The 25926-nt window shown below is 63.7% G+C and carries 23 protein-coding genes; 10 read left to right on the forward strand and 13 right to left on the reverse strand.

Translation table 11 applies throughout. The annotated features are described in order from the left end of the window. The first annotated feature begins 4 nt into the window (after nucleotides 1-4). The 6 genes from LDZ28_RS09065 to iolB are packed head-to-tail and all read left to right on the forward strand — an operon-like array spanning nucleotide 5 to nucleotide 7559. Entirely contained in the window at nucleotides 5-1171 is a 1167-nt protein-coding gene (locus LDZ28_RS09065; protein ID WP_244825679.1) for an ABC transporter permease, read from the forward strand. A gap of 10 nt (nucleotides 1172-1181) precedes the next feature. After that, nucleotides 1182-1970 (forward strand): ATP-binding cassette domain-containing protein, encoded by a 789-nt coding sequence (locus LDZ28_RS09070; RefSeq protein WP_244825680.1) that lies wholly within the window; start codon nucleotides 1182-1184, stop codon nucleotides 1968-1970. Nucleotides 1971-1989: 19 nt separating this feature from the next. Next, entirely contained in the window at nucleotides 1990-3978 is a 1989-nt protein-coding gene (iolC, locus tag LDZ28_RS09075) for a 5-dehydro-2-deoxygluconokinase (RefSeq protein WP_244825681.1), read from the forward strand. Next, nucleotides 3975-5843, forward strand: a complete 1869-nt coding sequence (iolD, locus tag LDZ28_RS09080; RefSeq protein ID WP_244825682.1) for a 3D-(3,5/4)-trihydroxycyclohexane-1,2-dione acylhydrolase (decyclizing) — start codon at nucleotides 3975-3977, stop codon at nucleotides 5841-5843. The genes iolC and iolD overlap by 4 nt, the downstream gene beginning before the upstream one ends. Nucleotides 5844-5853: 10 nt before the next feature. Beyond that, nucleotides 5854-6756, forward strand: a complete 903-nt coding sequence (iolE, locus tag LDZ28_RS09085) for a myo-inosose-2 dehydratase (protein WP_244825683.1) — start codon at nucleotides 5854-5856, stop codon at nucleotides 6754-6756. Next, the gene (gene iolB, locus LDZ28_RS09090; RefSeq protein ID WP_244825684.1) at nucleotides 6753-7559 is read left to right on the forward strand and encodes a 5-deoxy-glucuronate isomerase; all 807 of its coding nucleotides are present in this window, start codon (nucleotides 6753-6755) and stop codon (nucleotides 7557-7559) included. Before iolE ends, iolB begins: the two co-directional genes overlap by 4 nt. 1 nt (nucleotide 7560) lies before the next feature. On the opposite strand, the gene LDZ28_RS09095 is transcribed toward iolB, so the two are convergent. The 8 genes from LDZ28_RS09095 to alaS form a co-directional block, all read right to left on the reverse strand. Next, on the reverse strand, nucleotides 7561-8259 hold the full coding sequence (locus LDZ28_RS09095) for an ABC transporter ATP-binding protein (RefSeq protein ID WP_244825686.1): 699 nt from the start codon (nucleotides 8257-8259) through the stop codon (nucleotides 7561-7563). After that, nucleotides 8256-8993 (reverse strand): ABC transporter ATP-binding protein, encoded by a 738-nt coding sequence (locus LDZ28_RS09100; RefSeq protein ID WP_244825688.1) that lies wholly within the window; start codon nucleotides 8991-8993, stop codon nucleotides 8256-8258. The genes LDZ28_RS09095 and LDZ28_RS09100 overlap by 4 nt, the downstream gene beginning before the upstream one ends. Before the next feature lie 76 nt (nucleotides 8994-9069). Continuing rightward, nucleotides 9070-10197, reverse strand: coding sequence for a branched-chain amino acid ABC transporter permease (locus tag LDZ28_RS09105; protein WP_244825690.1), 1128 nt, complete (start codon nucleotides 10195-10197; stop codon nucleotides 9070-9072). After that, the gene (locus LDZ28_RS09110; RefSeq protein WP_244828076.1) at nucleotides 10190-11071 is read right to left on the reverse strand and encodes a branched-chain amino acid ABC transporter permease; all 882 of its coding nucleotides are present in this window, start codon (nucleotides 11069-11071) and stop codon (nucleotides 10190-10192) included. The genes LDZ28_RS09105 and LDZ28_RS09110 overlap by 8 nt, the downstream gene beginning before the upstream one ends. Nucleotides 11072-11141: 70 nt before the next feature. Continuing rightward, a complete protein-coding gene (locus tag LDZ28_RS09115) occupies nucleotides 11142-11579 on the reverse strand; it encodes a thioesterase family protein (protein ID WP_244825692.1) in 438 nt (145 codons plus the stop codon). Nucleotides 11580-11596: 17 nt separating this feature from the next. After that, nucleotides 11597-12634, reverse strand: a complete 1038-nt coding sequence (locus tag LDZ28_RS09120) for a low specificity L-threonine aldolase (protein ID WP_244828077.1) — start codon at nucleotides 12632-12634, stop codon at nucleotides 11597-11599. Nucleotides 12635-13035: 401 nt separating this feature from the next. Further along, complete coding sequence (locus tag LDZ28_RS09125) at nucleotides 13036-13272, reverse strand: hypothetical protein (protein ID WP_244825693.1); 237 nt, start codon at nucleotides 13270-13272, stop codon at nucleotides 13036-13038. Between the two features lie 124 nt (nucleotides 13273-13396). Further along, nucleotides 13397-16021 (reverse strand): alanine--tRNA ligase, encoded by a 2625-nt coding sequence (alaS, locus tag LDZ28_RS09130; RefSeq protein ID WP_244825695.1) that lies wholly within the window; start codon nucleotides 16019-16021, stop codon nucleotides 13397-13399. Between the two features lie 251 nt (nucleotides 16022-16272). Here alaS and LDZ28_RS09135 point away from each other — a divergent pair, with 251 nt between their 5' ends. Next, a complete protein-coding gene (locus tag LDZ28_RS09135; protein WP_244825696.1) occupies nucleotides 16273-17493 on the forward strand; it encodes a CaiB/BaiF CoA-transferase family protein in 1221 nt (406 codons plus the stop codon). 16 nt (nucleotides 17494-17509) lie between these two features. Here the strand turns inward: LDZ28_RS09135 and LDZ28_RS09140 are convergent, their stop codons facing one another. Further along, nucleotides 17510-17710 (reverse strand): ornithine carbamoyltransferase, encoded by a 201-nt coding sequence (locus tag LDZ28_RS09140; RefSeq protein WP_244825697.1) that lies wholly within the window; start codon nucleotides 17708-17710, stop codon nucleotides 17510-17512. A gap of 373 nt (nucleotides 17711-18083) precedes the next feature. Here LDZ28_RS09140 and LDZ28_RS09145 point away from each other — a divergent pair, with 373 nt between their 5' ends. Together LDZ28_RS09145 and LDZ28_RS09150 are read left to right on the forward strand one after the other, a co-directional pair. Further along, nucleotides 18084-19793, forward strand: coding sequence for a glutamine--tRNA ligase/YqeY domain fusion protein (locus LDZ28_RS09145; protein WP_244825698.1), 1710 nt, complete (start codon nucleotides 18084-18086; stop codon nucleotides 19791-19793). A gap of 123 nt (nucleotides 19794-19916) precedes the next feature. Next, nucleotides 19917-20900 (forward strand): transporter substrate-binding domain-containing protein, encoded by a 984-nt coding sequence (locus tag LDZ28_RS09150; protein WP_244825699.1) that lies wholly within the window; start codon nucleotides 19917-19919, stop codon nucleotides 20898-20900. 2 nt (nucleotides 20901-20902) lie between these two features. Here LDZ28_RS09150 and LDZ28_RS09155 read toward each other — a convergent pair whose 3' ends face one another. The 3 genes from LDZ28_RS09155 to LDZ28_RS09165 all read right to left on the reverse strand — a co-directional run bounded on the left by LDZ28_RS09155 (nucleotide 20903) and on the right by LDZ28_RS09165 (nucleotide 23284). Further along, nucleotides 20903-21352: an NUDIX hydrolase gene (locus LDZ28_RS09155; protein ID WP_244825700.1), complete on the reverse strand. Its 450-nt coding sequence runs from the start codon at nucleotides 21350-21352 to the stop codon at nucleotides 20903-20905. Between the two features lie 36 nt (nucleotides 21353-21388). Then, nucleotides 21389-21787, reverse strand: a complete 399-nt coding sequence (locus LDZ28_RS09160; protein WP_244825701.1) for an RT0821/Lpp0805 family surface protein — start codon at nucleotides 21785-21787, stop codon at nucleotides 21389-21391. Nucleotides 21788-21940: 153 nt separating this feature from the next. Next, nucleotides 21941-23284 (reverse strand): cytochrome-c peroxidase, encoded by a 1344-nt coding sequence (locus tag LDZ28_RS09165; RefSeq protein ID WP_244825702.1) that lies wholly within the window; start codon nucleotides 23282-23284, stop codon nucleotides 21941-21943. A 243-nt stretch (nucleotides 23285-23527) separates the two neighbouring features. On the opposite strand from LDZ28_RS09165, the gene LDZ28_RS09170 reads away from it, so the two are divergent. Next, nucleotides 23528-25090 carry an acid phosphatase gene (locus tag LDZ28_RS09170; RefSeq protein WP_244825704.1) on the forward strand — a complete coding sequence of 521 codons (1563 nt, stop codon included), beginning with the start codon at nucleotides 23528-23530 and terminating at the stop codon, nucleotides 25088-25090. A gap of 47 nt (nucleotides 25091-25137) precedes the next feature. Here LDZ28_RS09170 and LDZ28_RS09175 read toward each other — a convergent pair whose 3' ends face one another. After that, the gene (locus LDZ28_RS09175) at nucleotides 25138-25824 is read right to left on the reverse strand and encodes a GntR family transcriptional regulator (protein WP_244825706.1); all 687 of its coding nucleotides are present in this window, start codon (nucleotides 25822-25824) and stop codon (nucleotides 25138-25140) included. Between the last annotated feature and the right edge of the window lie 102 nt (nucleotides 25825-25926).

The following is a 25926-nucleotide window of genomic DNA, read 5'->3' on the forward strand; positions in this document are numbered from 1 at the left end:
CATCATGGGCGTAGCCGGCAAGCATTACCCTCCACATGCGAATCCACAGCCAGAGTCGGCCGAGACGCAGGAGGCAGCAAAGCCCTCGGACGAACGCGTGCGCCGGCAATCGTGGTTCGGCCATCTGTTGAACCGGCCGGAGTTCGCCGCGATCTCGGGCACCGTGCTCGTGTTCATCGTATTCGGCTTCGCGGCGGGTTCGTCGGGCATGTTCAACCTCGACGGCGTGATGAACTGGTCGCAGGTCGCGGCCTACCTCGGCTTGCTCGCGGTCGGCGCGTGTCTTCTCATGATCGCCGGCGAGTTCGATCTGTCCATCGGCTCGATGATCGGCTTCGCGGGCATGATGGTCGCGCTGCCCTCGGTTTATCTGCACTGGCCGTTCTCGCTGTCGATTCTCTTCGCGTTCGTCGCTTCCATGCTGCTCGGCGCGTTGAACGGCTACCTCGTGATGAAGACGCGGCTGCCTTCGTTCATCGTCACGCTCGCGTTTCTGTTCATCCTGCGCGGCCTCACGCTCGCGCTCTCGATCATGTTCGCGGATCGCACCATCATTTCCGGCGTCGGCGATCTCGCTCAACAAGACTGGCTCGCCGACACGCTCTTTCGCGGCGTCGCGCTGCACGGCCTCTTCGCGTGGCTCGCGCACATGGGGATCGGTCAGTTGCTCGATAACGGCCAGCCGCTCGTGCCGGGCATTCCGAAGGTCATCATCTGGTGGCTCGCGCTCGCCGCCGTCTGCGCCTTCGTGCTCGCCAAGACGCGCTACGGCAACTGGATTCTCGCGGTCGGCGGCGACGCCAACGCGGCCAAGAACGTCGGCGTGCCGGTACGGCGCGTGAAGATTTCGCTGTTCGTGCTCACCGCCTTCTGCTCGTGTCTCTTCGCCGTGCTGCAGGTGTGCGATATCGGCTCGGCAGCGGCCGATCGCGGCCTGCAGAAGGAATTCGAGGCGATCATCGCGGCGGTCATCGGCGGGACGCTTTTGACGGGCGGTTATGGCTCGGTCGTCGGCGCGTGCTTCGGCGCGCTCATCTTCGGCGTCGTGCAGATCGGCATCACTTATACGAACGTGAGTTCCGACTGGTTCCGCGTGTTTCTCGGCGTGATGCTGCTGCTCGCCGTGCTGTTCAATCACTACGTGCGCCGTCGCGTATCGCAAGCTCAGTGAGGCCAACGCCATGAACGACGACAACATTCTCGCGCTGGAAAACGTCAGCAAGTTTTTCGGCAAGGTCATCGCATTGAACGGCGTGACCTTGCGCCTGCGACGCGGCGAAGTGCATTGCCTGCTGGGCGATAACGGCGCGGGCAAGTCCACGCTCATCAAGACGCTGGCGGGCGTGCATACGCCGTCCGCCGGCGACTATCTCGTCGATGGCAAGCCAGTGCGCTTCGAGTCGCCGAAGGAAGCGCTGGATTTGGGCATCGCCACGGTTTATCAGGATCTCGCGCTCGTGCCGCTCTTGTCCGTTGCGCGCAATTTCTTCATGGGCCGCGAGCCGCAGAAGAAACGCTTCGGTCTCTTCAGCGTGATGGATCTCGATCTTGCCGCGGAGACTTCGCAGGCGAAGCTCGCGGAGATGGGCATCAACGTGCGCGATCCGCATCAGCCTATCGGCACCATGTCCGGTGGCGAGAAGCAATGTCTCGCGATTGCGCGCGCCATTCACTTCGGCGCACGTGTGCTGATTCTCGACGAACCGACCGCCGCGCTCGGCGTGAAGCAGAGCTTCAACGTGCTGAAGCTGATTCACAAGGCGCGCGAAAAAGGCATTTCCGTGATCTTCATCACGCACAACGTGCACCACGCTTATCCGATCGGCGACTCCTTTACGCTGCTCAATCGCGGCCGCTCGATGGGCACCTACACCAAGGACACCATCTCGAAGAACGAAGTGCTCGACATGATGGCGGGGGGCGCCGAGATGCAGACGATGATCAACGAACTCGAAGGCGCGACGATCTGAGGATCGAGGACAACAAGCCATGCCAGAACAACACACCTCACGTTTTGCAGCGGACCGTGCGCACGATATCGTGTGCCTCGGCCGCCTCGCGGTCGATCTCTACGCGCAACAGGTCGGCGCGCGGCTCGAAGACGTCGCGACGTTTGCGAAGTATCTCGGCGGGTCGTCGGCGAATATCGCGTTCGGTTGCGCGCGGTTGGGGCTCAAGTCGTCGATGCTCGCGCGCGTCGGCAACGATCACATGGGACGCTTTCTCGTCGAAACGCTCGCGGGCGAAGGCTGCGATGTGAGCCACGTGCGCACGGACTTCGAGCGTCTCACCGCGCTCGTGCTGCTCGGCATAAAAGATCGCGATACCTTTCCGCTCGTGTTCTATCGCGAGAATTGCGCCGACATGGCCGTGGACGAAAACGATTTCGACGAAGCGTATATCGCCTCGTCGAAGGCATTGCTCATCACGGGCACGCACTTCTCCACGGAACAGGTGAATCGCACGAGCCGCCGCGCGCTCGAATACGCGCGCCGAAACAACGTGCGCACGATTCTCGACATCGATTATCGGCCGGTGCTGTGGGGTCTGACAGGCAAGGCCGACGGCGAAACGCGCTTCGTCGCCGATGAAAGCGTCACCGCGCATTTGCTGCACATCCTGCCGCTGATCGATCTCGCGATCGGCACGGAAGAAGAGTTCCGGATTGCGGGCGGCAAGGACGATCTGATCGATGCGCTCGCCACGGTTCGTACCGTTACTCATGCCACGCTCGTCGTGAAGCGCGGGCCGCTCGGCTGCTCGATCATCGAAGGCGCGGTGCCCGCTTCCATCGACGATGCGCCCATTCATGGCGGCGTCGAAGTCGAAGTGCTTAACGTCCTCGGCGCGGGCGATGCGTTCGCGTCCGGCTTCCTCTCGGGCTGGCTGCGCGACGAATCGCTCGAAGCGTGTGCGCGCGCGGCAAATGCGTGCGGCGCGCTCGTCGTTTCGCGTCACGGCTGCGCGCCCGCCATGCCCACGCCCGAGGAACTCGTGTACTTCCTCGCGGCCGCAAAAGAAGACCCGGCACGCATGCGCCGTCCGGATCGCGATGCAAGCCTCGCGCGTCTGCATCGCGTGAGCCCCAGGCGCAAGCAATGGGACGAAGTGCTCGGCTTCGCGTTCGATCATCGCAACCAGTTTTTCGAGCTTGCGCAGCAGACCGGCGCAAACGAAACGCGCATTGCGAAGCTGAAGGGTCTTTTCGTCGATGCCGTCGCGAAGACGGAAGAAGAACGCGGACTGGCCGGCCGTATCGGCGTATTGATCGACGACCGCTACGGACAGGATGCGCTCAATGCCGCGACTGGCCGCGGCTGGTGGATCGGCCGTCCGGTCGAGTTGCCGGGCTCGATGCCGCTCGTGTTCGATCACGGCCGCGACGTCGGCACGACGCTCGTCGAATGGCCGCGCGAGCATATCGCGAAGTGTCTCGTGCACTATCACCCCGATCATCCGCATGACGTGCGCCTCGAACAGGAAGCGCAACTGCGCGCGCTCTACGATGCAACACAGGCGAGTGGCAATGAACTGCTGCTCGAAGTGATCGTGCCGAAGAACGGACCGCCCGTGGAGGACGACACGGCGTATCGCGCATTGAAGCGCCTCTACAACCTCGGCATCTATCCCGAATGGTGGAAGCTCGAACCGATGAGCGCACAGCAATGGCAGGCCGTCGATGCGCTGATTGTCGAGCGCGATCCGTATTGCCGCGGCGTCGTGCTGCTCGGGCTCTCGGCGGCGGTCGATCAGTTGCGCGATGGCTTCAAGGCTGCGGCATCGTCCAAAACGTGCAAGGGCTTCACGGTCGGACGCACCATCTTTCACGAGCCGAGCCGCGCATGGCTCGCGGGCGAAATCGGCGACGACGAGTTGATCGCGCGCGTTCGCCACACGTTCGAAACGCTGATTTCCGCATGGCGCGAGGCGCGCGCGTCGCTGAATGCCGTGCAGCCAAGACAGGAGCAAGCAGCATGAATGAGCACGCTACCATCCGGCTGACCACCGCGCAGGCGCTCGTGCGCTATCTCGCCGCGCTGCGCACGGAAAGCGGCGAGGCGCTCTTCGGCGGCGTCTTCGCAATTTTCGGGCACGGCAATGTCGCGGGCATCGGCGAGGCGTTGTATCGGCATCGCGAGCAATTGCCGACGTATCGCGCGCACAACGAGCAAGCCATGGCGCATAGCGCGATCGCGTTTGCGAAGGCGCATATGCGGCGCCGCATGATGGCGGTCACGACGTCCATCGGGCCGGGCGCCACCAATCTCGTGACGGCGGCCGCGCTCGCGCATGTGAACCGGCTGCCGGTGCTGCTTCTACCGGGCGACATCTTCGTGTCGCGCGCGCCCGATCCGGTTCTGCAACAAGTCGAGGACGCACACGACGGCGGCGTTTCCGCGAACGATGCCTTGAAGGCCGTGTCGCGCTATTTCGATCGCATCGTGCATCCGGCGCAGTTGTTGAGCGCGTTGCCGCGCGCGATCCGCGTGCTTACCGATGCCGCGCTCTGCGGTCCCGTCACGCTCGCGCTGCCGCAGGACGTGCAGGCGATGGCCTACGACTATCCCGCTTCGTTCTTCGAGCCGCGTGTGGTCGAGTTCCATGCGAGCGCGCCGTCACCGCATGAAATCGCGCGCGCCGCAGCGGCCTTGCGCGAGTCGCGCGAACCGCTGATCGTCTCGGGCGGCGGCGTGCTGTACGGCCTCGCCACCGACGCGTTGCGCGCCTTCGCGCACAAGCATGGCGTGCCCGTCGCGGAAACGCAGGCAGGCAAAGGCGCGCTCGCTTGGGACGACGCCCTGAACGCGGGCGGAATCGGCGTGACGGGCGCGGCATCGGCGAATGAACTCGCGCAATCGAGCGATTGCGTGCTCGCGGTCGGCACGCGCTTGCAGGACTTCACCACGGGATCGAACACGCTCTTTGCGCATGCGCGGCTCGTTTCGATCAACGCCAATCCTTTCGATGCCCTGAAGCAAGACGCGCTGAGCGTCGAAGCCGATGCACGCCTCGCACTCGATGCGCTTTCCGAAGCGCTCGGCGACTGGCGCGCGTCGTCGCAGTGGACCACGCGCGCCAAACGTCTCGCCGACGACTGGCGCGAGACTGTCGCGCACGTGACGAACACGCCCGTCGCCGACAACGCCTTGCCGCGCGAAGCGGATGTCATCGGCGCGGTGCAGCGCTCGAAAGCCGATTCGCCGGCTGACGATATCGTCGTGTGCGCGGCGGGCACCTTGCCGGCCGATCTGCAGAAGCTGTGGCGCACGAGCGCGCCGGGCGGCTATCACGTCGAATACGGTTATTCGTGCATGGGCTACGAGATCGCGGGCGGTCTGGGCGCGAAGCTCGCGCGGCCGGAGCGCGAGGTGATCGTGATCGTCGGCGACGGCAGCTATCTCATGATGAACAGCGAGTTGGCGAGCTCCGTCATGCTCGGCGCGAAGCTGATCGTCGTGTTGCTCGACAATCGCGGCTATGGCTGCATCAACCGTTTGCAACAGGCATGCGGCGGCGCGCCCTTCAACAACCTGATCGACGACTGCAAGCAAGGCCCGCTCGGCGCACCGACCATCGATTTCGCGATGCACGCGCGTGCGCTCGGCGCGTTGTCGGAGCATGTGGCGAGCATCGACGACTTGCAGGCCGCGATGCAACGCGCGCGCGCCGCCGAGCGCAGCTACCTCATCTCCATCGACACCGACCCCGCGCGCACGACCGACGAAGGCGGATGGTGGTGGGAAGTGGCGGTGCCCGAGGTATCGGATCGCGATGCGGTCTTGTCGGCGCGCGAGCGTTACGAGCGCGCGTTGAAAGCACGCAGCGAAGGCAACTCTATCTAGGACCGCGCACATGTCTCTGCACGTACGGATCGGAATCAATCCCTTGTCGTGGATGAACGACGATTTGCCATCGCTCGGCGGCGAGACGCCCTTGTCCGTCGCGCTGACCGAAGGCCGGCGGATCGGTTACGAAGGCTTCGAACTCGGCAACAAGTTTCCGCGCGAGCCGCAGGCGCTCAAGACACTGCTGGCGCAATACGATCTCGCGCTGGTGTCGGGCTGGTACTCGGGCAGACTCGCCGAGCGCAGCGCGGAAGAAGAGATCGAAGCCGTGGGTGCCCATCTCGACTTGCTCGCGCAAAACGGCGCGAAGGTGATGGTCTACGGCGAAGTGGCGAATTCCATTCAAGGCGCGCCGCGCCCGCTCTATCAGCGCCCGCGTTTTCTTGCGGATGCGCAGTGGCAACAGTATGCCGAGCGGCTGAATCGTTTCGCGGAATACACGCTGTCACGAGGCGTTCGGGTGGCCTATCATCATCACATGGGCGCGTATGTGGAGACGCCCGCGGACGTCGACCGTCTGATGGCGGAGACCAACGACGCGGTGGGCCTTCTCTTCGATGCGGGCCACATCACTTTCGCCGGCGGCGACGCATTGACCACGCTGCGCAAGCATATTGCGCGCGTGTGCCATGTGCATTGCAAGGACGTGCGCCCGGAGATCGTGAAGCTGGCGCGCAATCGCAACTGGAGTTTTCTCGATGCGGTCATCAACGGCGCCTTCACCGTGCCGGGCGATGGCGCGGTGGATTATCCCGGCATCGTCGCGTGTCTGGCCGAGCACGATTACGACGGCTGGCTCGTCGTGGAAGCGGAGCAGGACCCGGTGATCGCGCGGAGTTACGAGTATGCCGACAAGGGTTATCGCACGTTGCGCACACTTGTCGATGCCACATTCAAGGAGACGGCATGAGCCTGTTAGTGAAGGCATCGCGCGAAGGCCAGACGATCGCGCGTGTGACACCGGAATCCGCTGGCTGGAAGCATGTCGGCTTCGCGGCGTACCGGCTGGAAGAAGGTGAAGTGCTGCATGTCTACGACGCCGGGCGCGAGAGCTGCATCGTCGTGCTGACGGGCACGGTGAGCGTCGAGGCGGGCGACGAGCACTGGCAGTCCATCGGCTCGCGCGACAGTGTGTTCGAAGACGCGGCGCCCTATGCCGTCTACGTACCACCGAAGCTCGCGGCAATCGTGCGGGCGGAGCGCGAAACGGAACTCGGTGTGGCGAGCGCGCCGGCGACGGGCGTGTATCCGCCGCGACTCATCGAGCCCTCGCAAATGAAGCGTTCGACGCGCGGCAAGAACGCGAATACGCGACACGTATGCGATATTCTTCCGCAGACCGAGGCCGCCGAGTCGTTACTCGTGGTCGAAGTGCGTACGCCGAGCGGCCATGCGTCGAGCTATCCGCCGCACAAGCACGATCACGACAACGTGCCTGTCGAAAGTTCGCTGGAGGAGACTTATTACCATCGGCTGAATCCGCCGCAGGGCTTTGCGTTTCAGCGTGTTTATACCGACGAGCGCGATCTCGACGAAACCCTGGCGGTGGAGAACCGCGACGTGGTGATGGTGCCGCGTGGGTATCATCCGGTCGTCGTGCCTTATGGCTACGATAATTATTATCTCAACGTAATGGCGGGCGATAAGCGCACGTGGCACTTTAAAAACGATCCGAAGCATGAATGGATCGTGGAGCGGGATAGCAAGGAGTGAGTTAACCCACCGACAGCCATTCTCGCTGCACATCGGCGCGTGTTTCCAGCTCCCCCAACGCCCCGTCGAACTGAACCGCGCCGTGCCCCATCACCGCGACGCGCGCATCGAGCATGCGCGCGATCGTCAGGCGCTCTTCGATCAGCAGTATGGCCACGCCGCGTTCGCGCAGACCCGCGAGGCACGCCGCCACTTGCGTCAGCACTTGCGGCGCGAGCCCTTCGCCGGGTTCGTCGATGACCACCAACGACGGATCGCCCGCCAGCGTTCTTGCCAGCGCCAGCATTTGCTGTTCGCCGCCCGACAACGCGCCGGCCTTCACTCGCGCGCGCTCCCGCAACACGGGGAAGAGGCGATAAGCATCGTCCACACTGAAGCGCGTGCCCGGACGCTCGCCCAGCACGAGATTGTCGCGCACGCTCAAGCCCGGAAACACATCGCGCGTTTCAGGCACGTAGCCAATTCCCATGCGCGCGATGCGAAACGGCCGCAGCCCGACGAGCGATGCATCGCGAAACCGCATCTCGCCCTCGCAGCGCACGAGGCCCATGATGGACTTCGCGAGCGTCGAGCGCCCCGAACCATTGCGGCCCACGAGCGCGACGATCTCGCCTTCGGCTATCGACAGGTTCACGCCGTGCAGTACCTGTGCCGCGCCATGCCACGCGCGCAGATCGTGGATACGCAACCCGGCGCTCATCGCGATCCCCCCAGATACGCCTCGCGCACCTTGCGATCGTCGCGAATCGCCGCAGGCGTGCCGGTGGCGATCACGCGCCCTTGAACCAGCACGGAGATGCGATCCGCGAGGCCAAACACCGCGTCCATGTCGTGCTCGATGACGACGAGCGTGCGCCCTTGCGTCGTCGCCCGAATCAGCGCCAGCGCGCGCGATGCCTCCGCGCGGTTCATCCCCGCCGTGGGTTCGTCGAGGAGGATGAGCGGTGCATCGGTGGCAAGCGCGATGCCTAGATCGAGCGCGCGCTGTTCCGCATACGTGAGCCGTGCGGCGGGTACGTCGGCGTGAGCGGCCAGGCCGATGGCATCGAGCATGGCGCGGGCGCGGTCTTCGAGCGCGCGCGACGGCAGCCAGCGATCGATCCTGCGCGACGAAGCCGAGCCCAACGCCGCACAACGCAAATTGTCGAGCACGCTCAAGCCGGTGAAGACGCTCGTCGTCTGGAAGCTGCGCGCAAGCACTCGGCTAATGCGTTGCGGCGCGCGACCGGTGATGTCGATACCGATTGCCACGATGCGCCCTTCGTCGGGTTTGGTGCGCCCGGAAATGGTGTCGAAGAGCGTGGACTTGCCTGCGCCGTTCGGGCCGATGAGCGCATGACGTTCGCCGCTTTGCACTTGCAGATCGATACCGCGCAGAACGCGCGTCGGACCGAACCGTTTCGCGATGCCGTGCAGTTCGAGGGCGATGGTCATGGCGTGTACCCTTTGCGACCGGCGGCAAACATCGCCCTGAAGCGCTCGCCGAATTTACGCGGTTCAAGGCCCATGTTCATAGCACGCCCCGCGCCCGTCGATCGATCCACGCGAGCCCAACGCCGAGCGCCAAGCAAGGCAACGCGATCCACCAAACGCCGTGCGGCAACGCGCTTGCATCCGCTTGTCGCGCATAGAGCGTCTCCACCGCGACGACCACGGCCGCACCGAACGCCAGCGTGCTCGACATGGCATACATGGTTGAACGAAGCGGGCGCGTGCGCATGCGCGTGAAGAAGCCAGCGACGCCATCGGGCACCGCGACGATCACCCACACGAAGCACAGTCCGAGATACATCGGCCAGGCAGCGGACACGCTCGCCACCGCCACGCTGAAAAACGTGAGCAGCACCGCCCCGGAAATCGGCCCAAAGAAGCTTCCGGTCCCGCCGATGACCGTCGCGACCAGCACGCTCGTCGATCTCGCAAGCCCGACGCTTTCCGCCGATGCCAGTTCGACATTCACGAGCGACAACACGCCTGCAATGCCCGCGAAGAACGCGGATACGACGAGCATCGTGAAGCGCACGCGCCGTGGCGACGCGCCTATCGCCGCCGCGCGCACGGGATTGTCGCGCACGGCGTTGGCGAGGCGACAAAGCGGCGTGCGAGAGAACGCGAACATCGCGCAAGCCGACACGACACACCAGCACGCGATCAACGCATACGCCTGCCGCAACGGGCCGAATGTCCATCCGAAGAGCGCAGCGCCGCTCGCGCGATCGATCGCCACGCCACCCTCGCCGCCGAACCAGCCCGGCACGAGCCAGACGCTTGCCGCAACCAATTCGCCGATGCCTAGCGTGATCATCGCGAAAGCCGTGCCGCCGCGTTGCGTCGAGATCGCGCCGAAGACGATGGCCGCGAGCACCGCAAAACATCCGCCGATCAATGGCAGCAATGGCAACGGCACGCCAAAGCGATTGAACACATGCGCGGCGGCGAAAGCGCCGAACCCCGCATAAACCGCGTGACCGAAGGAAAGCAAGCCCGTCTGCCCGAGCAGCAAGTTGTACGAGAGCGCGAAGACGATGAGCGTCGCCGTCTGCGCGAGATACGCAAGCAGCCAGGATCGATCGAAGCAAAGCGGCGGTAGCGCAAGCGCCGCGACGAGTGCGAGCCACGGCGCGAGGGACTTAAGCATCGCGCGTCTCTTCACCGAAGAGTCCGCGTGGACGCGCCGCCAGCATCGCGACGAGCAACAGGTACGGCAGCACGGGCGCGAGTTGCGCGACGGTGAGCGCGGCCCAAGCGTCCGGCAAACGCACGCCAAACCAGGCAGCAATGCTCCCTGCCGATGCCGTCGTGCCCACGGCGAATGTCTGCACGCAGCCGATCAAGAGCGACGCGACGAGCGCCCCCGAAAGCGAGCCCAGCCCGCCGATGACCACGACGACGAACACGATGGGACCGACGGCGTCGGCCATCGACGGTTCGAGCACGGCAAGCGGCGCGCCGATCACGCCCCCGAGCGCCGCCAGCGCCGTGCCGGCGGCGAACACCGTCGTGAAGACGCGCGGGACATCGTGGCCGAGCGTTTCGATGGTCGCGGAATGCGTGAGCGCCGCGCGCACCACGAGCCCCGTCTTCGATACGCGCAACACGACATGCAACGCGCCGAGCATGAGGATGGCAAGCAGCATCATGAACACGCGGTAGCGTGGAAACGCGGCGCCGTACCAGGTGAAGAGCGGCCCTTCGAGCACGGAGGGAATCGTCGCGGGCAACGGTCCGAGCCCCCATACGAGCTTCACGCCCTCGCCTATCACGATGGCCGCGCCGAACGTGAGCAGCAACTCGGCGAGCGCGCCGCGCGCATGCACGCGCTTGAGCAGATAGCGCTCGAACAACGCGCCCGCGCAGCCGACGATCAAAGGCGCCACGGCGAGTGCCAGCCAGAATCCGCCGTACGAAGCCAGCGCCTGACCGACATACGCGCCGAGCATATAGAAGCTCGCGTGCGCGAAGTTGAGCACGCCGAGCATCGAGAAGATGAGCGTGAGGCCCGCACAGAGCATGAAGAGCAGCAGCCCGACGCTCACGCCGTTGAGCAGGCTCACGCTGAACCACTGAAGCACGGAACAATCCTCAAGCGTTGACGAGCGGCTTCAAGGCATCGACGAGACGCTCGGGCAAAGGCACCGGCCGGCGCGTCATGCGGTTTACATAGACATGCACGAAATGGCCCTGCGCCGCCGCGCTCTTTGCGCCTTGCGTGAAGATGCCGACCTCGTAGCGCACGCTCGTCGTGCCGAGCTTTTCCACGCGCAAGCCCGCATCGATCAGATCGGGAAACGAAACCGACTCGAAGAAATTGCAGCGCGTTTCCACGACGAGCCCGATCGTCTCGCCGCCCGCGAAGTCGAGCACGCCCGAGCGCAGCAGATACTCGTTCACGACGGTATCGAAGTAGCTGTAGTAGACGACGTTGTTGATATGACCATAGACATCGTTGTCGGACCAGCGCGTGCTGATGGTGAGGAAGTGCGGATAGTCCGCGCGGCGCGTGGGTTGCGGTTTGCTCATCGTCGGCGGCGGCTGCATCAGCGGTTGATCGCTGCGAGTGCGCGGACTTCGTCGGCGAAGCGCTCGACGGTGTCCTCGCGCGTGTCCCATGCGCACATCAGGCGGCAGCCGCCCGACCCGATGAACTGATAGAACTTCCAGCCTTTCGCGCGCAAGGCGGTGGCGACGTGCGGCGGCAATTCCGCGAACACCGCGTTCGATTCCGGCTTGAAGAGCACCTGTACGCCGGGAATATTCGCGAGACGCTCGGCCATCAATTGCGCCATTGAGTTGGCGTGACGCGCGTTGCGCAGCCAGACATCGTTATCGAGCAAGCCGAGCCACGGCGCGGAGATGAAGCGCATTTTCGATGCAAGCTGCCCCGCCTGCTTCAGCCGATAAGCAAAGTCCACGGCAAGCGCCTTGTCGAAAAACACGACCGCTTCGCCGACCGGCAAGCCGTTCTTGGTGCCGCCGAAGCACAGCACGTCGACGCCCGCGCGCCACGTAATCTCCGACGGATGCACGCCGAGCGTGGCGACCGCGTTGGCGAAACGCGCGCCATCCATATGCACGGTCAGATGCCGCCGCTTGGCGATGGCCGCAATCGCGCGCACTTCCTCGACGGTATAGACCGTGCCCACTTCCGTCGATTGCGTGAGCGAGACGACTTTCGGCTTCGGATAGTGGATATCGGCGCGTCGGGTGACGAGTTCCTCGATCGCATCGGGCGTGAGCTTGCCGTTCTCGCCCTTGGCGGTCAGAAGCTTGGAGCCGCCGGAGAAGAATTCGGGGCCGCCGCACTCGTCGGTTTCGATATGCGCGAGTTCGTGGCAAATGACCGAGTGATACGACTGGCACAGCGACGCCAGCGCAAGCGAATTGGCCGCCGTGCCATTGAAGACGAAGAAGACTTCGCAGTCGGTCTGGAACAGATCGCGGATGCGGTCGCACACGCGCGCGGTCCAGGAATCGTCGCCGTAAGCCGGTTCGTGGCCGCTAGTGTTGGCCTTGACGAGCGCATCGAGCGCTTCGGGGCAGATACCCGCGTAGTTGTCGGAGGCGAAGTGCTGGATGGATTCGTTCGGCGCGGTCATGGAATTCGCTGGAAGACTGGTAGAAGGCGCTGCACGAGCTTCGTGACCCGGGACGAGTGAAGATCGCGTGGTCGCCATCGTTGCGTGCCGTGCAAGCAGTCCGCTCATTTTATCCGCATCGCGCCGTGCAAGATTCGAATGCGATTGAGCGATAGATCGTGTGCCGCGCCCGTTCTAACCTCGCGACACTTAGGATACCGACGGGCAGCGTCGAACGATTGCGCTATCGGTGTTGAATTGCGCATTGCCGCTACGAGCATCGACGACGTAGTGCCGTCAGCGCGCCGCTCCAATTCAACATGTCATCTGACGAAAAAGCGCGCCACCGAAGCCGGCGGCGCGCTTTATGGCGTAAACAATAACTTGGGTCGAGGCTGCGCTTACTTCGCTGTCGTGCCGCTGGCGGCGTTGGCTTGCTGCGCGGCCTTGTCCTTCTTGTTCGCTTCGTGATGGCCGATCGCGCAGCCACCCGCCGCGCCCACCACGCCGTGCTTGCCCGCGACGTGCCCCGCCACGCCGCCGACTGCCGCGCCTTCGAGACATCCCTTGGCCTGTGCTGCGCCCGTGGCGGCGATCATTGCGCCAGCCAGTACGATCGATGCAATCTTGTGGTTCATGTTTGTTCTCCCCTTTTGGTTGAAAGTACCGGAGAAGATGCACGAGATGTGCCTGACAGGCTGTAATGAAAAACGGCCCGGTGACTTTCGCCAACCGGACCGTTTGAAGCACTTCCACCGCGCTTTAAAGCTGCTGCTGCACCCAGCCTGTCACGCCTGCGAGTGCGGCCGGCAGCTTGGCCGGTTCCGTGCCGCCCGCCTGCGCCATGTCGGGACGGCCGCCGCCCTTGCCGCCCACTTGCTGCGCGACGAAGTTGACGAGCTCGCCCGCTTTGACCTTCTTCGATGCATCCGCCGTCACGCCCGCGATGAGGCTGACCTTGCCGCCTTCGACGGAAGCCAGCACGATAGCCGCGCTCTTGAGCTTGTCCTTCAGCTTGTCGACGGTTTCGCGCAGCGTCTTCACGTCCGCGCCTTCGAGTTGCGCGGCGAGCACTTGAACGCCCGCGACATCGACGGCTTGCGAAACGAGTTCATCGCCCTGGCTCGATGCGAGCTTCGACTTGAGCGCGCCCAGTTCCTTCTCCAGCGACTTCACGTGCTCCTGAACCTGCGCGATACGCTGCGTGAGTTCGGACGGTTGTGCCTTGAGGGCGCCCGCCGCCGCGTTAATACGCTGATCCAGCTCCTGCACATAGCGCACGGCATTGTCGCCCGTGATGGCTTCGACACGGCGAATGCCCGCCGCCACACCGCCTTCCATCACGATCTTGAAAAGGCCGATGTCGCCCGTGCGCTGCACGTGTGTGCCGCCGCAGAGTTCGCGCGAAAAGCCCAGGTCCAGCACGCGCACCGTGTCGCCGTACTTCTCGCCGAAGAGCGCCATGGCGCCGCCCTTCACCGCTTCGTCGTAAGACATGACGCGCACGACGCCCGGCGCGTTCGCAAGCACTTCCTGATTGACGATCTGCTCGACGCGGCGGATCTCGTCGTCCGTCATCGGCGCGTTGTGTGCGAAGTCGAAGCGCGTCTTGTCGGCGTCGACGAGCGAGCCTTTCTGCTGCACATGACCGCCGAGCACTTCGCGCAACGCCTTGTGCATCAAGTGCGTGGACGAGTGATTGCGTGCGGTGCGCGCGCGGCGGATGGCGTCGATCTGCGCCTTCACCACGTCGCCGACCTTGAGCTTGCCCTGCTCCACCGTGCCGTGGTGGCCAACGACATCGGCCTGAACCTTGAGCGTGTCTGCCACCGCGAAGCGCGCGGAGGCATTCGCGAGCACGCCCTGATCGCCCACCTGACCGCCGGATTCCGCATAGAACGGCGTGTGATCGAGCACGACGACCGCTTGCTGGCCCGCTTGCGCCTCGCTCACCGACGCGCCCTCCACATACAGCGCGATGATTTTCGCGTCGTCGAAGATTTCCTTCTCGTAGCCGTGGAACGTGGTCTTGGCGCCCGAGTATTCGAGGCCGGCCGCGAGCTTGAACTTGCCCGCCGCGCGCGCCTGATCGCGCTGACGCGCCATGGCGTCGTCGAAGGCGGGTTCGTCCACCGTCACGCCGCGTTCGCGGCATACGTCGGCCGTGAGATCGAGCGGGAAACCGTAGGTATCGTGCAGCTTGAACGCGAGTTCGCCGTCCAGTTGCTTCACGCCCTTCTTGTCGAGTTCGGCCAGTTCGCCTTCGAGAATCGACATGCCGTGCTCGATGGTCTCGAAGAAGCGCTCTTCTTCCTGGCGCAGCACATCGGTGACGCGCTGTTGAGCATCGACAAGTTCGGGGTAAGCCGCGCCCATTTCCGCGACGAGGTCCGGCACGAGCTTGTGGAAGAACGAGCCGCGCCGGCCGAGTTTGTAGCCATGACGAATGGCGCGGCGCACGATACGGCGCAGCACGTAACCGCGGCCTTCGTTGCCGGGAATCACGCCATCGACGATCAGGAACGAGCACGCGCGGATATGGTCGGCAATGACCTTCAGCGAGTTGTTTTCCAGATCGGCCGTATGGGTCTCGCGGCCCGCGGCCTTGATGAGCGTCTGGAAGAGGTCGATCTCGTAGTTGCTGTGCACGTGCTGCAGCACGGCGGCGAGACGTTCGAGGCCCATGCCGGTATCGACGCACTGCTTGGGCAGCGGCGTCATGTTGCCTTGCGCGTCGCGGTTGAACTGCATGAACACGAGATTCCAGATCTCGATGAAGCGGTCGCCGTCTTCCTCCGGCGATCCCGGCGGGCCGCCCCAGATTTCCGGACCGTGGTCGTAGAACACTTCGGAGCACGGACCGCACGGGCCGGTGTCGGCCATTTGCCAGAAGTTGTCGGATGCGTAGCGCGCGCCCTTGTTGTCGCCGATGCGGATGATGCGTTCCGCCGGCACGCCGATTTCCTTTTCCCAGATGGCGTACGCTTCGTCGTCTTCCTGATAGACCGTGACGGTGAGCTTTTCCGGCGGCAGCATGTAGACCTTCGTCAACAGCTCCCAGCAGTAGTGGATGGCGTCGCGCTTGAAGTAGTCGCCGAACGAGAAGTTGCCGAGCATCTCGAAGAACGTGTGATGCCGCGCCGTATAGCCGACGTTCTCCAGATCGTTATGCTTGCCGCCCGCGCGCACGCTGCGCTGCGCGGTGGTTGCGCGCGAGTACGGCCGCGCTTCGGCGCCGAGGAACACGTCCTTGAACTGGACCATGCCCGAGTTGGTGAAGAGCAGCGTCGGGTCGTTGCCCGGCACGAGGCTCGACGAACGGACGATCGTATGTCCCTTCGATTCGAAAAACTTCAGGAATTTCTCGCGTATTTCGGCGGCTTTCATGGCGTACGGGGCGTTTTGCGTGTTCTGCTGGTTTTCTGACGAAGCCTTGGTAAAGCCCGTTTGAAGCCCTTCTGATGCGGGTTTCGGCAAGACTTAAGGCTATTCCGAGTAATTTTTGATTATACGGGATTCGCGGTGCCGAACCGGGGCGCGGCAGGCGTCTGCAACGGATAAAGCGCCCTCGCGCGCCCGTCCGTTCTATGCGACAGTCGCGTGGTCAGAAACCAAATCCGAGACGAGAGACACGACGCATGGGAGCACTCAGCCATATCCGCGTACTCGACCTGACCCGCGTGCTCGCGGGACCGTGGTGCGCGCAGACGCTCGCCGACCTGGGCGCGGAGGTCATCAAGATCGAGCGGCCCGAAACCGGCGACGACACCCGTCACTGGGGCCCGCCCTATCTCAAGAAGCCCGACGGCGAAGACACGCGCGAGGCCGCCTACTATCTCGCGGCGAACCGCAACAAGCGCTCGGTAACGGTCGATATCGCAAGTGAAGAAGGTCAGCGGATCGTGCGCGCGCTGGCCGCTCGAAGCGATGTCGTGCTGGAGAACTACAAGGTCGGTCAGTTGAAGAAGTACGGGCTCGACTATGAATCGCTGAAAGAAGTGAAGCCGGATATCGTCTATTGCTCGGTAACAGGCTTCGGGCAGACCGGGCCATATGCGGAGCGCGCGGGCTACGACTTCATCATTCAGGGCATCGGCGGCTTCATGAGCATCACCGGCGAGCGCGACGGACAACCCGGCGGCGGTCCGCAAAAGGCAGGCGTCGCCATCGCCGACCTCATGACCGGCATGTACGCGACAGTGGGCGTGCTGGCGGCGCTCTCGCACCGGGATCGCACGGGCGAAGGGCAATATATCGACATGGCGCTGCTCGACGTGCAGGTCGCCATGCTCGCCAACATGAACACCAACTATCTCGCGAGCGGCAAGCCGCCGGTGCGCTGGGGCAACGCGCATCCGAACATCGTGCCGTACCAGACGTTTCAGACGAGCGATGGCTGGATCATCGTCGCGGTCGGCAACGACGGGCAGTTTCGCAAGTTCGTCGAGGCAGGCGCATGCGCGCATCTCGCCGACGATCCGCGCTTCGCGAAGAACCCGTCACGCGTGCGCAATCGCGACATGCTCGTGCCGCTTCTCGCCGACATGGTCGCCACGCGCGGCAAGCACGAATGGCTCGCCGCGCTGGAAGCGGCGGGCGTGCCGTGCGGCCCGATCAACGATCTCGGCGAAGTGTTCGACGACCCGCAAGTGCTGGCGCGCAGGATGCGTATCGATCTGCCGCATCCGGAAGGCGGCGACGTGAAGCTCGTGGCAAGCCCCATCAAAATGAGCGCGACGCCGCCCGAAGCACGCACGCATCCGCCGATGCTCGGTGAACACACCACGAGCGTGCTTAAGGACGTGCTCGGTTACGACGATGCGCGCATTACGCAGTTGCGAAAGGGCAAGGTGATTTGAGCGCGATACGCCGGTATCAACGCGTTCCCGCGCCGATCAGCCCGCCCGCCGCCGCCCCGGCGATGGTCCCGAGCGGCCCGCCCGTGAGCACGTAGCCGAGCGCCCCGCCCGCGCCCGCGCCGATGGCCGCGTGAGCCTGTTGACGCGACACGCCCGCGCAGGCTGTGAGGCTCGTCACGAGCGCGGCCACCGCCGCGAGCTTGATGATCTTGTTCATGGTCGAATTCCCTGTGTTCTCGTTGTGTTGTCGTTGTGATGTCTTGTAGTCGCACCGCTTGCCGGCTTGCAACCCGACCGGCGAGCCGATCATAAAAGCCCGCGCGCCCCGCCCACAACGCGATTTACCTTCCGTTACCCTCGTTACGGTGACCGAATAAGTGCTTCACAGGTGTAACGCGGGAGCCGGAATATGCAGGCCGATCCGCAGCGCATGGAAAGGCGGCATCGGCGAAACCCGCGAGCGCCTGCCCGCGCGGGTTGCGTAAGGTAGAATCATCCCGATATACCTAGCATTCGAACGCGTTCCGAGCCGCGAGGAACGTTTCCCGAACCGATCACACGCGAGCGCATCCGTTGGCACTTCTTTTCGCATGAACACCGATCGCAACGACGCCCCGGCGCCATCCAATTTCATTCGCAACATCATCGAAGACGACAACCGTTCAGGTAAGTGGTCGCAGCGTGTCGAGACCCGCTTCCCACCCGAGCCGAACGGTTATCTGCATATCGGTCACGCGAAAAGCATCTGCGTGAACTTCGGGCTGGCCGCGGATTACGGCGGCGTATGCCATCTGCGTTTCGACGACACGAACCCCGAGAAGGAAAGCGTCGAGTACGTGGATTCAATCATCGACGCGGTCGAGTGGCTAGGCTTCGAGTGGAACAAGGACGGCCGCGAACACAAGTATTTCGCGAGCGACTACTACGACAAGCTGTACGAATGCGCCGAGCTGCTCATCAAGAAAGGCCAGGCCTACGTCGATAGCCAGACCGCCGAGGAAATGCGCGCCACGCGCGGCTCGGCAACCGAAGCGGGCATCAACTCGCCGTATCGCGACCGCACGCCCGATGAAAACCTCGACCTCTTCCGCCGCATGAAGGCGGGCGAGTTCAAGGAAGGCGAGCACGTGCTGCGCGCGAAGATCGACATGGCGGCGCCGAACTTCAACATGCGCGATCCGGTCATCTACCGCATCCGCTTCGCGCACCACTACCGCACGGGCGACAAGTGGTGCATCTATCCGATGTACGACTACGCGCATTGCGTGTCGGACGCGCTTGAAAACATCACGCACTCGCTGTGCACGCTGGAGTTCGAGGATCACCGGCCACTCTACGACTGGTTCCTGGCGCAACTCGCCGACGACGGCGTGTTCGCGCGTCCGCTGCCGCAGCAGATCGAATTCTCGCGCCTGAATCTGACGTACGCCATCACGAGCAAGCGCAAGCTCCTGCAACTCGTGCAGGAGAATCACGTGGACGGCTGGGACGACCCGCGCATGCCGACCATCGTGGGCGTGCGCCGCCGTGGCTTCACGCCGGAAAGCATCCGCTTGATGGTGGAGCGCGTGGGCGTGACCAAGGTCGATTCGTGGATCGACATGAGCGTGCTCGAAGGCGCGCTGCGCGACGATCTCGACGAGAAAGCCCCGCGCGCAATCGCGGTGCTCGATCCGCTCAAGCTCATCATCGACAATTATCCGGAAGGACAAAGCGAGGAATGCAGCGCGCCCGTGCATCCGCATCATGCTGAACGCGGCACGCGCAAATTCCCGTTCTCGCGCGAATTGTGGATAGAACGCGAAGACTTTCAGGAAACGCCGCAGAAGGGCTACTTCCGCCTTTTCCCCGGCAACAAGGTGCGGCTCAAGTACGGCTTCGTGGTGGAGTGCACGGGCGCGGACAAGGACGAGAACGGCAAGGTGATCGCCGTGCATTGCAACTACTTCCCGGACAGCAAGTCGGGCACGGACGGCGCGAACGCGTACAAGGTCAAGGGCACGATCCACTGGGTCAGCGCCGCGACGGCCTACGCGGCCGAAGTGCGTATCTACGACCGCCTGTTCAAGGAGCCGCAACCGGGCGCGGGTGGCGCGGAGTTCCTGGATGCGTTGAATCCGGATTCGAAGCGCATCGTCAATGCGTTCCTGGAACCCAGCGCGCGCGAAGCCAGCGCCGAAGACCGCTTCCAGTTCGAGCGCCACGGCTATTTCGTCGCGGACCGTCTGGATTCGCAACCGGGCAAGCCGGTGTTCAACCGTATCGTCAGCTTGCGCGATAGCTGGGGCAAGCCTGCCTGAGCGTCGCAGTTTTAGTTGCAGAGTAACGGGCGCCGCACGCAAGAGGCGGCGTCCGGTCCCGCGTCCGCGGTGCGAACAAGACAAACAGAGGGCCAGCAACACGCGCTTCCAGCGAGGACATCCATGAAGCAGTACTCAAGCGCGCCGCGAGCGGGCGCGTTCCGGGTCATTGTCGGAAACGTTTGCATCGCGACGTCCGCCGCGCTGTCTTTCTGCTCTCCGGCATGGGCCGCCACGGCGAAAGAGCTCGCTTCCGCGCAGGCCGCCGTCGATCAGCTTCCGCCTTCGGCCACGCTGCGCAAGATCGCCGAGAACGGCGCGATCGTCCTGGGCGCGCGTGAATCGTCGGTGCCGTTTTCTTATCTGAACAAGCAGCAGCCGGTCGGCTACTCCTACGACATTGCGCTCAAAGTCGTCGATGAAGTGAAGCGCCGGCTCAACATGCCGAATCTCACGGTGAAGAACGTGGTCGTGACCTCGTCGAACCGCATCTCCTACGTGGTGAACAATCAGGTCGATCTGGAATGCGGCAGCACCGCGCATCTGGCCGAGCGCGATCCGCTGGTCGCGTTTTCCAACAGTTTCTTTTTGTACGGCATTCGCATGGTCGTGAAGCGCAAATCGGGCATTCGCGATTACGACGATCTCGCGGGCAAGACCGTCTCCACCACGGCGGGCACGTCGGACGAACGGCTGCTGCGGGAGATGAGCATCGAGCGCAAGCTGAATCTGCGTATCATCAGTGCGCGCGATCATGCCGAGGCATTTCAGGCGCTCAAGAGCGACCGCGCAGTCGCCTTCGTGATGGACGACCCGCTGCTCTACGGCAAGATCGCGCAGGAAGGCGCGGCGCGCCGCGACTACATGGTGACGGGCGAATCGCTTTCCAATGAATCGTACGGCTGCATGATGCGCAAGGGCGATCCCGAGTTCAAACGCATCGTCGACGATGTGATCGCCGGCATGCAGCGCTCGGGCGAAGCGAAGAAGCTCTACGACACCTGGTTCATGCAGCCCATTCCGCCGGACGGCATCAATCTGCAGTTTCCGTTATCGGCGGACATGAAAGCGCTGTTCGCCAATCCGACCGACCATCTTGCCGAATGAATTCAGAGTGTGTCGTGCAGTTCGGCCAATGACAGCGTGGTTTGAAAGAGCTTCGCGAGGCTGCGGCTCGCGAAGCTGTCCACGTCGGCGGGACTGACCCAGCGATAGCCGTCCATCTCGGGAATCATGGTGCCGTCGCTGTAGCGCGGAAAATACGATTCGCACACGCAGTCTTCGAGCTTCACTTCGTCGTCGCTCACGCGCACGGCGAAGAGATGCAAGTCCTTGTCGCGACGATACACAAAGCGTCCGAGGTCTTTGAGACGCGCGGCCGGCAGCACGATGCCCGTTTCCTCGCGCAACTCGCGCAAGGCCGCGTCGATAGGCGCCTCGCCGGGATCGCCCTGTCCTTTCGGCACGTCCCAATGCGTGGTCTCGGTCGCGTGGCACAGGAGCACGTCGCCCTGCGGGTTCAGGATCACCACGCCGCACGATACGGTACGGGCGGTCATCGCGCGACGGCTCCGTTCAACATGCAAACCCGCACGTCATTGCTTCTTGAGTTGCCACTTGCCGCTCGCCTGCTTGCAGGCAGACGGCGTCCAGGTCTGCGTCTGCCCCTTCGCAATGGCCACGATCTCGACCTTGCGGCACTTGAGACCGGCGTCTTCGAAGGTCTCGCGCGGCGTGATGGTGCCGTGGACCGGCACCGTATTACCCGCGTCCTTGTTGTCCCAGTCGAGCGATTCGCCGTCCTTCTTGGTCTCGAGCGCGGTCTGCGCGGCGCGGTTGAGTGCCTGTAAGTCGCGCTGCTTCATGTAGGTGATGGGCGTGTTGTTCAGAAAACCCAGATTGGCCGCAAACGCCGAAGCGCTCGCGGCGACGAGCACGGTGGCCGTCAATGTCCGGATGCAGGCGCGCGCCAGCGGTCGATATTCGATCGGCATAGATTCTCCTCGTTGCAATGCGTTCGATACGGCGCCGTAGACGAGGCGCGTATGACGAGCGGCGGCGAAACCGCGCGCTCGGGCCTTTGAGGGCCGCAACGAGGATAGCATGACACAAGGCGAACGGCCGCCTTGCGGGCTATATCGCGGGCTTTAGTTCGATGCCGCCTTCATGTCCTGGATCGCCGTGCCCTTTTGCGAATTCTTGTCGGTGGCGGGATCGTAGCCGTCGGTGAGCGTGCCGAGGAACGCGACCACGTCCTTGATCTCGGCTTCGTCGAGTGCGGGCTTGTCGCCGCGCTTGCGATCGAACGGCGCCTCGGTATTCACGTTCTCCCAGTACTTGCGCGGCAGATCGTCGAACTTTTGCACCGCGCCCTTCTTCGAGACCGGATAGAACTTCTCCGGGTTCGTATCGCGCTCGACATAGAAGCGCACGACTTCATCGAGCGAATGATAGATGCCGTTGTGGAAGAAGGTCTTGCGCGTCGCCACGTTGCGCAGCGACGGCGTGCGAAAGAGTCCGCAGAACTCGTCGCGGCCCTTCAGATCGGTGCGCTCGGGTCCGCATGCGCCCAGATCGTGAAAGTTCGGATTCTTGTTGATCGGCAATGCGCGATTGCGCGGCACGCCGATGGCGATCAGGCCGAAGTCGCTGAACTGCGGCGGTGTGCCGTCCTTCGCGCGCTGGCTGATATGACACGCCGCGCAATTGCCCTTGCTCTCGTCGTTGAAGAGCCGCAGGCCGTGCATCTCGGCGTCGTTGAGCTTTGCGCGGCCGGCAAGGAATGCATCGAACTTGCTCGTGTAGGGGAAGAACTTCTGCGGCGTCTGCTCGAACGCTTCCAGCGAACTCAGCACGGAGGCGAACAGACGGTCGTCGCTATCGAATACGCTCGCACCGAACGCGCGGCGGACATCGTCCGCATAAGGCGCCGCCCGGACCGCCGCCGCGACCTTGGCGGGCGTGCTGCCCATCTCGAACGACGACAGCAGCGGAATGCGCGCCTGGTCCGCGCCATGGTCCACGCGGCCGTCCCACGTCAGCCCGCCGGTCGGGCCGGCATCGACACTTTCGTCGCCTTCGTCGTCGGAATCGTGGAAGTGCTCGGCGAATTGCGGCACGGACTGCAAGTACTTGAGCGACGGCACCGCCCGAAAGCCTGGCCGATGCATATCGCTGCCGCCCAGCTGCACGGAGAACGCGTTAGGCGGACCGAAAGCATGACTCGGACTATGACAGGACGCACACGCGAGCTTGCCGGAGCCTGACAGCGACGGGTCCATGAAGAGCTTCTCGCCGACCGTCTGCATTGCCTTCACTTGCGCGAAAACCTCCGCGCGCGACTGCCCTTTCGATGGCGCGGCTTGTGCCGGAGCCGTTGCCAGATCGGCTGCGTGGGAATCGCATCCGCTCAACGCGACGGATGAGGCGGCCAGCAACAGGGAACATAAAACGAACGGCAGACGCATCGAAGGCATGGATTGCGGACGCATGAAATTGAAAGATGCCGCAGGGTATGACGCTCATGTGTCTCTCATGTGACACGCGCCGACGCCGTCATATGGAGGGCAACGCATGATGGTTATTTCACCAACCTTACGCATTCGAAAGCGTTATTACATGTTCGCGTAATTGATCGTGGTCACACTTCGCACGCCGGCACTAAAAGGCACTTGAAGGCGTTTGCCGAAGTCGCCTGCATTCGGCGCCGGCTCCCCAACACAAGAGAGACCTCGATGAACAAGAAACTCGTTTGCGCAGTGCCGCTCGCATCGGCGCTGGCAATCGGCTTATACGCATGCGGCGGCGACGACCACCACGACAACGACATCTCGTCGGTGAAAAACGTCGTGGTCATCTACGCGGAAAACCGCAGCTTCGATAACCTCTACGGCAGCTTCCCCGGCGCGAACGGCTTGCAGAGCGTGACGGCGGCAAGCGCGCAGCAGCTCGACCGCGACGGCAGCGTGCTGCCGACCCTGCCGAAGATCTGGACGGGCCTGACGGCAACGGGCGTGACGCCTGCCGTCACCGAGGCGATGACGGCGAATCTGCCGAACGCGCCTTTCGCCATCGACGATCCGGCGGGCTTCAACACGCCGCTCTCGCTCACGACGCGCGACCTGTATCACCGCTTCTATGAAAACCAGATGCAGATCGACGGCGGCAAGAACGACAAGTTCGCCGCATGGGCGGATTCGGGCGGCATGGTGATGGGTCACTACAGCACGCCGCCGCAAAAGCTGCCGCTGTGGAAAGTCGCGCAGCAATACACGCTCGCCGACAACTTCTTCATGGGCGCGTTCGGCGGTTCGTTCCTGAATCACCAGTGGCTGGTTTGCGCGTGTACGCCGGTTTATCCGAACGCCGACAAGAGCGTGGCGAAGGCGTCGATCTCGGCGGTGAACGCGGATGGCGTGTCGCTCACGCTGGCGTCGAACTCGCCGGCTTCGGCGCTCACGGGCATTCCGAAGTTCGTCAACTCGGGCAACCTGACGCCCGACTTCTACGCGATCAACACAATGCAGCCGCCGTATCAGCCGAGCGGCAACACGCCGCCGACGGGTGGCGATCCGACGCTTGCCGACCCGAACGCCGCGACGACGCTGCCGCCGCAGACGCAGCAGCATATCGGCGACCTGCTGAACAACGCGGGCATCAGCTGGGCATGGTATGGCGGTTCGTGGGGCGCGGCGCTGGCGAGCCGTTCGGTGATCGGCGGCTCGGTGAATTCGGTGCCGAACTTCCAGACGCACCATCAGCCGTTCAACTACTTCGCCGATCTCGCGCCGGGTTCGACCAACCGCGCGCAGCATTTGCTCGACGGCGGCACGAACGGAACGGAGTTCATCAAGGCGATCGACGCGGGCACCTTGCCGCAAGTCTCGTTCTACAAGCCGCAGGGCAACCTGAACGAGCACGCGGGTTATACGGACGTGGCCTCGGGCGATCAACACATTGCCGACTTGATCACGCATCTGCAGAACAGTCCGCAGTGGAAGAACATGGTCGTGGTCGTGACGTACGACGAAAACGGCGGCTTCTGGGATCACGTCGCGCCGCCGAAGGGTGACCGCTGGGGTCCGGGCACGCGCATTCCGGCGCTCATCGTCTCGCCGTATGCGAAGAAGGGTTTCGTCGATCACACGCAGTACGACACGACGTCGATCCTGCGCTTCATCACGAAGCGTTTCTCGCTGCCGACGTTGCCGGGTCTGGCTTCGCGCGATGCCGCGTTGAAGGCGAACGGCGCGCCCGCAATGGGCGACCTGACGAACGCGATGAACTTCTCGCAGTGATAAGTCTCCGAGCTTGACCGACGGGCCGCCTCTTGCGGCCCGTTTTTTCATGCGCCCGCGAAAAGCGACGCCAGATCGCTGCTACGCTGGCCGCCCGCCTCGGTCAGCACGCGCGCCTCGAGTTCATCGATATGCTCGCGCATGACGGCAAGCGCGGTGTGCAGATCGCCGGCTTCGAGCGCATCGACGAGACGCCCGTGTTCGTCGGATGCGCAATTCGACACCTTCGACGGATCGAACAACGCTTTATACAGCTCCGTCCTGGCGACGAGCCGCGCGAGAAACGCCTCGACTTCCGGCGTGCCCGCAAGCTGCGCAAGCAGCAGATGGAACTGTCCCGCGAGCCGCACGCATTCTTCCACGACGCCGGCCTTGAGCGCGCGCTGCTCGCTCTTCACATGCGCACGCAACGCACGCTTTTGCGGCGTCTTGAGCGCGCCGCACAGGCTCGCCACGATGCCCGCCTCCACCACTTGGCGCGCGCGATAGACCTCACGAATATCATCGACGGAAGGCGACGGCACGAACGCGCCGCGATTGACTTCGAGCGTGAGCTTGCCTTCCGCGCCAAGCCGCGCGAGCGCCTTGCGAACGGCGCCGCGCGTGCAGTCGAACGCCGCCGCGAGTTCGCGCTCGACGAGTTGCGCGCCCGGCGCGAGCTTGCCCTGCAAGAGCGCGGAAGCGACCGCGCCGTAGACGCGCTCTTCCGGTGAAATGTCCTTTTGCGATGCCATGAATGCGTGCGGTGCCTGTTGTTGATCCGCATTGTAGCGAGTGCCCGGCAAATACGGGTTATCAGCGATGCCGCGATTTTGGTTGACCAATATTTGCTAAGA

Origin of the sequence: Caballeronia sp. TF1N1 (assembly GCF_022878925.1) — a bacterium.
In the GTDB taxonomy this organism is placed as follows: Bacteria; Pseudomonadota; Gammaproteobacteria; order Burkholderiales; family Burkholderiaceae; genus Caballeronia.

Excerpts from the sequence above, each read along its gene's own strand:
- LDZ28_RS09150 (WP_244825699.1), top strand. The coding sequence starts at position 19,917 with ATGAAGCAGTACTCAAGCGCGCCGCGAGCGGGCGCGTTCCGGGTCATT.
- LDZ28_RS09100 (WP_244825688.1), bottom strand. The coding sequence starts at position 8,993 with ATGACCATCGCCCTCGAACTGCACGGCATCGCGAAACGGTTCGGTCCG.
- LDZ28_RS09135 (WP_244825696.1), top strand. The coding sequence starts at position 16,273 with ATGGGAGCACTCAGCCATATCCGCGTACTCGACCTGACCCGCGTGCTC.
- LDZ28_RS09170 (WP_244825704.1), top strand. The coding sequence starts at position 23,528 with ATGAACAAGAAACTCGTTTGCGCAGTGCCGCTCGCATCGGCGCTGGCA.
- alaS (WP_244825695.1), bottom strand. The coding sequence starts at position 16,021 with ATGAAAGCCGCCGAAATACGCGAGAAATTCCTGAAGTTTTTCGAATCG.
- iolD (WP_244825682.1), top strand. The coding sequence starts at position 3,975 with ATGAATGAGCACGCTACCATCCGGCTGACCACCGCGCAGGCGCTCGTG.
- iolC (WP_244825681.1), top strand. The coding sequence starts at position 1,990 with ATGCCAGAACAACACACCTCACGTTTTGCAGCGGACCGTGCGCACGAT.
- LDZ28_RS09175 (WP_244825706.1), bottom strand. The coding sequence starts at position 25,824 with ATGGCATCGCAAAAGGACATTTCACCGGAAGAGCGCGTCTACGGCGCG.
- LDZ28_RS09110 (WP_244828076.1), bottom strand. The coding sequence starts at position 11,071 with ATGCTCTGTGCGGGCCTCACGCTCATCTTCTCGATGCTCGGCGTGCTC.
- LDZ28_RS09070 (WP_244825680.1), top strand. The coding sequence starts at position 1,182 with ATGAACGACGACAACATTCTCGCGCTGGAAAACGTCAGCAAGTTTTTC.
- LDZ28_RS09145 (WP_244825698.1), top strand. The coding sequence starts at position 18,084 with ATGAACACCGATCGCAACGACGCCCCGGCGCCATCCAATTTCATTCGC.
- LDZ28_RS09155 (WP_244825700.1), bottom strand. The coding sequence starts at position 21,352 with ATGACCGCCCGTACCGTATCGTGCGGCGTGGTGATCCTGAACCCGCAG.
- LDZ28_RS09115 (WP_244825692.1), bottom strand. The coding sequence starts at position 11,579 with ATGAGCAAACCGCAACCCACGCGCCGCGCGGACTATCCGCACTTCCTC.
- LDZ28_RS09105 (WP_244825690.1), bottom strand. The coding sequence starts at position 10,197 with ATGCTTAAGTCCCTCGCGCCGTGGCTCGCACTCGTCGCGGCGCTTGCG.
- LDZ28_RS09125 (WP_244825693.1), bottom strand. The coding sequence starts at position 13,272 with ATGAACCACAAGATTGCATCGATCGTACTGGCTGGCGCAATGATCGCC.
- LDZ28_RS09095 (WP_244825686.1), bottom strand. The coding sequence starts at position 8,259 with ATGAGCGCCGGGTTGCGTATCCACGATCTGCGCGCGTGGCATGGCGCG.
- iolB (WP_244825684.1), top strand. The coding sequence starts at position 6,753 with ATGAGCCTGTTAGTGAAGGCATCGCGCGAAGGCCAGACGATCGCGCGT.
- LDZ28_RS09165 (WP_244825702.1), bottom strand. The coding sequence starts at position 23,284 with ATGCGTCCGCAATCCATGCCTTCGATGCGTCTGCCGTTCGTTTTATGT.
- LDZ28_RS09065 (WP_244825679.1), top strand. The coding sequence starts at position 5 with ATGGGCGTAGCCGGCAAGCATTACCCTCCACATGCGAATCCACAGCCA.
- LDZ28_RS09140 (WP_244825697.1), bottom strand. The coding sequence starts at position 17,710 with ATGAACAAGATCATCAAGCTCGCGGCGGTGGCCGCGCTCGTGACGAGC.
- iolE (WP_244825683.1), top strand. The coding sequence starts at position 5,854 with ATGTCTCTGCACGTACGGATCGGAATCAATCCCTTGTCGTGGATGAAC.
- LDZ28_RS09160 (WP_244825701.1), bottom strand. The coding sequence starts at position 21,787 with ATGCCGATCGAATATCGACCGCTGGCGCGCGCCTGCATCCGGACATTG.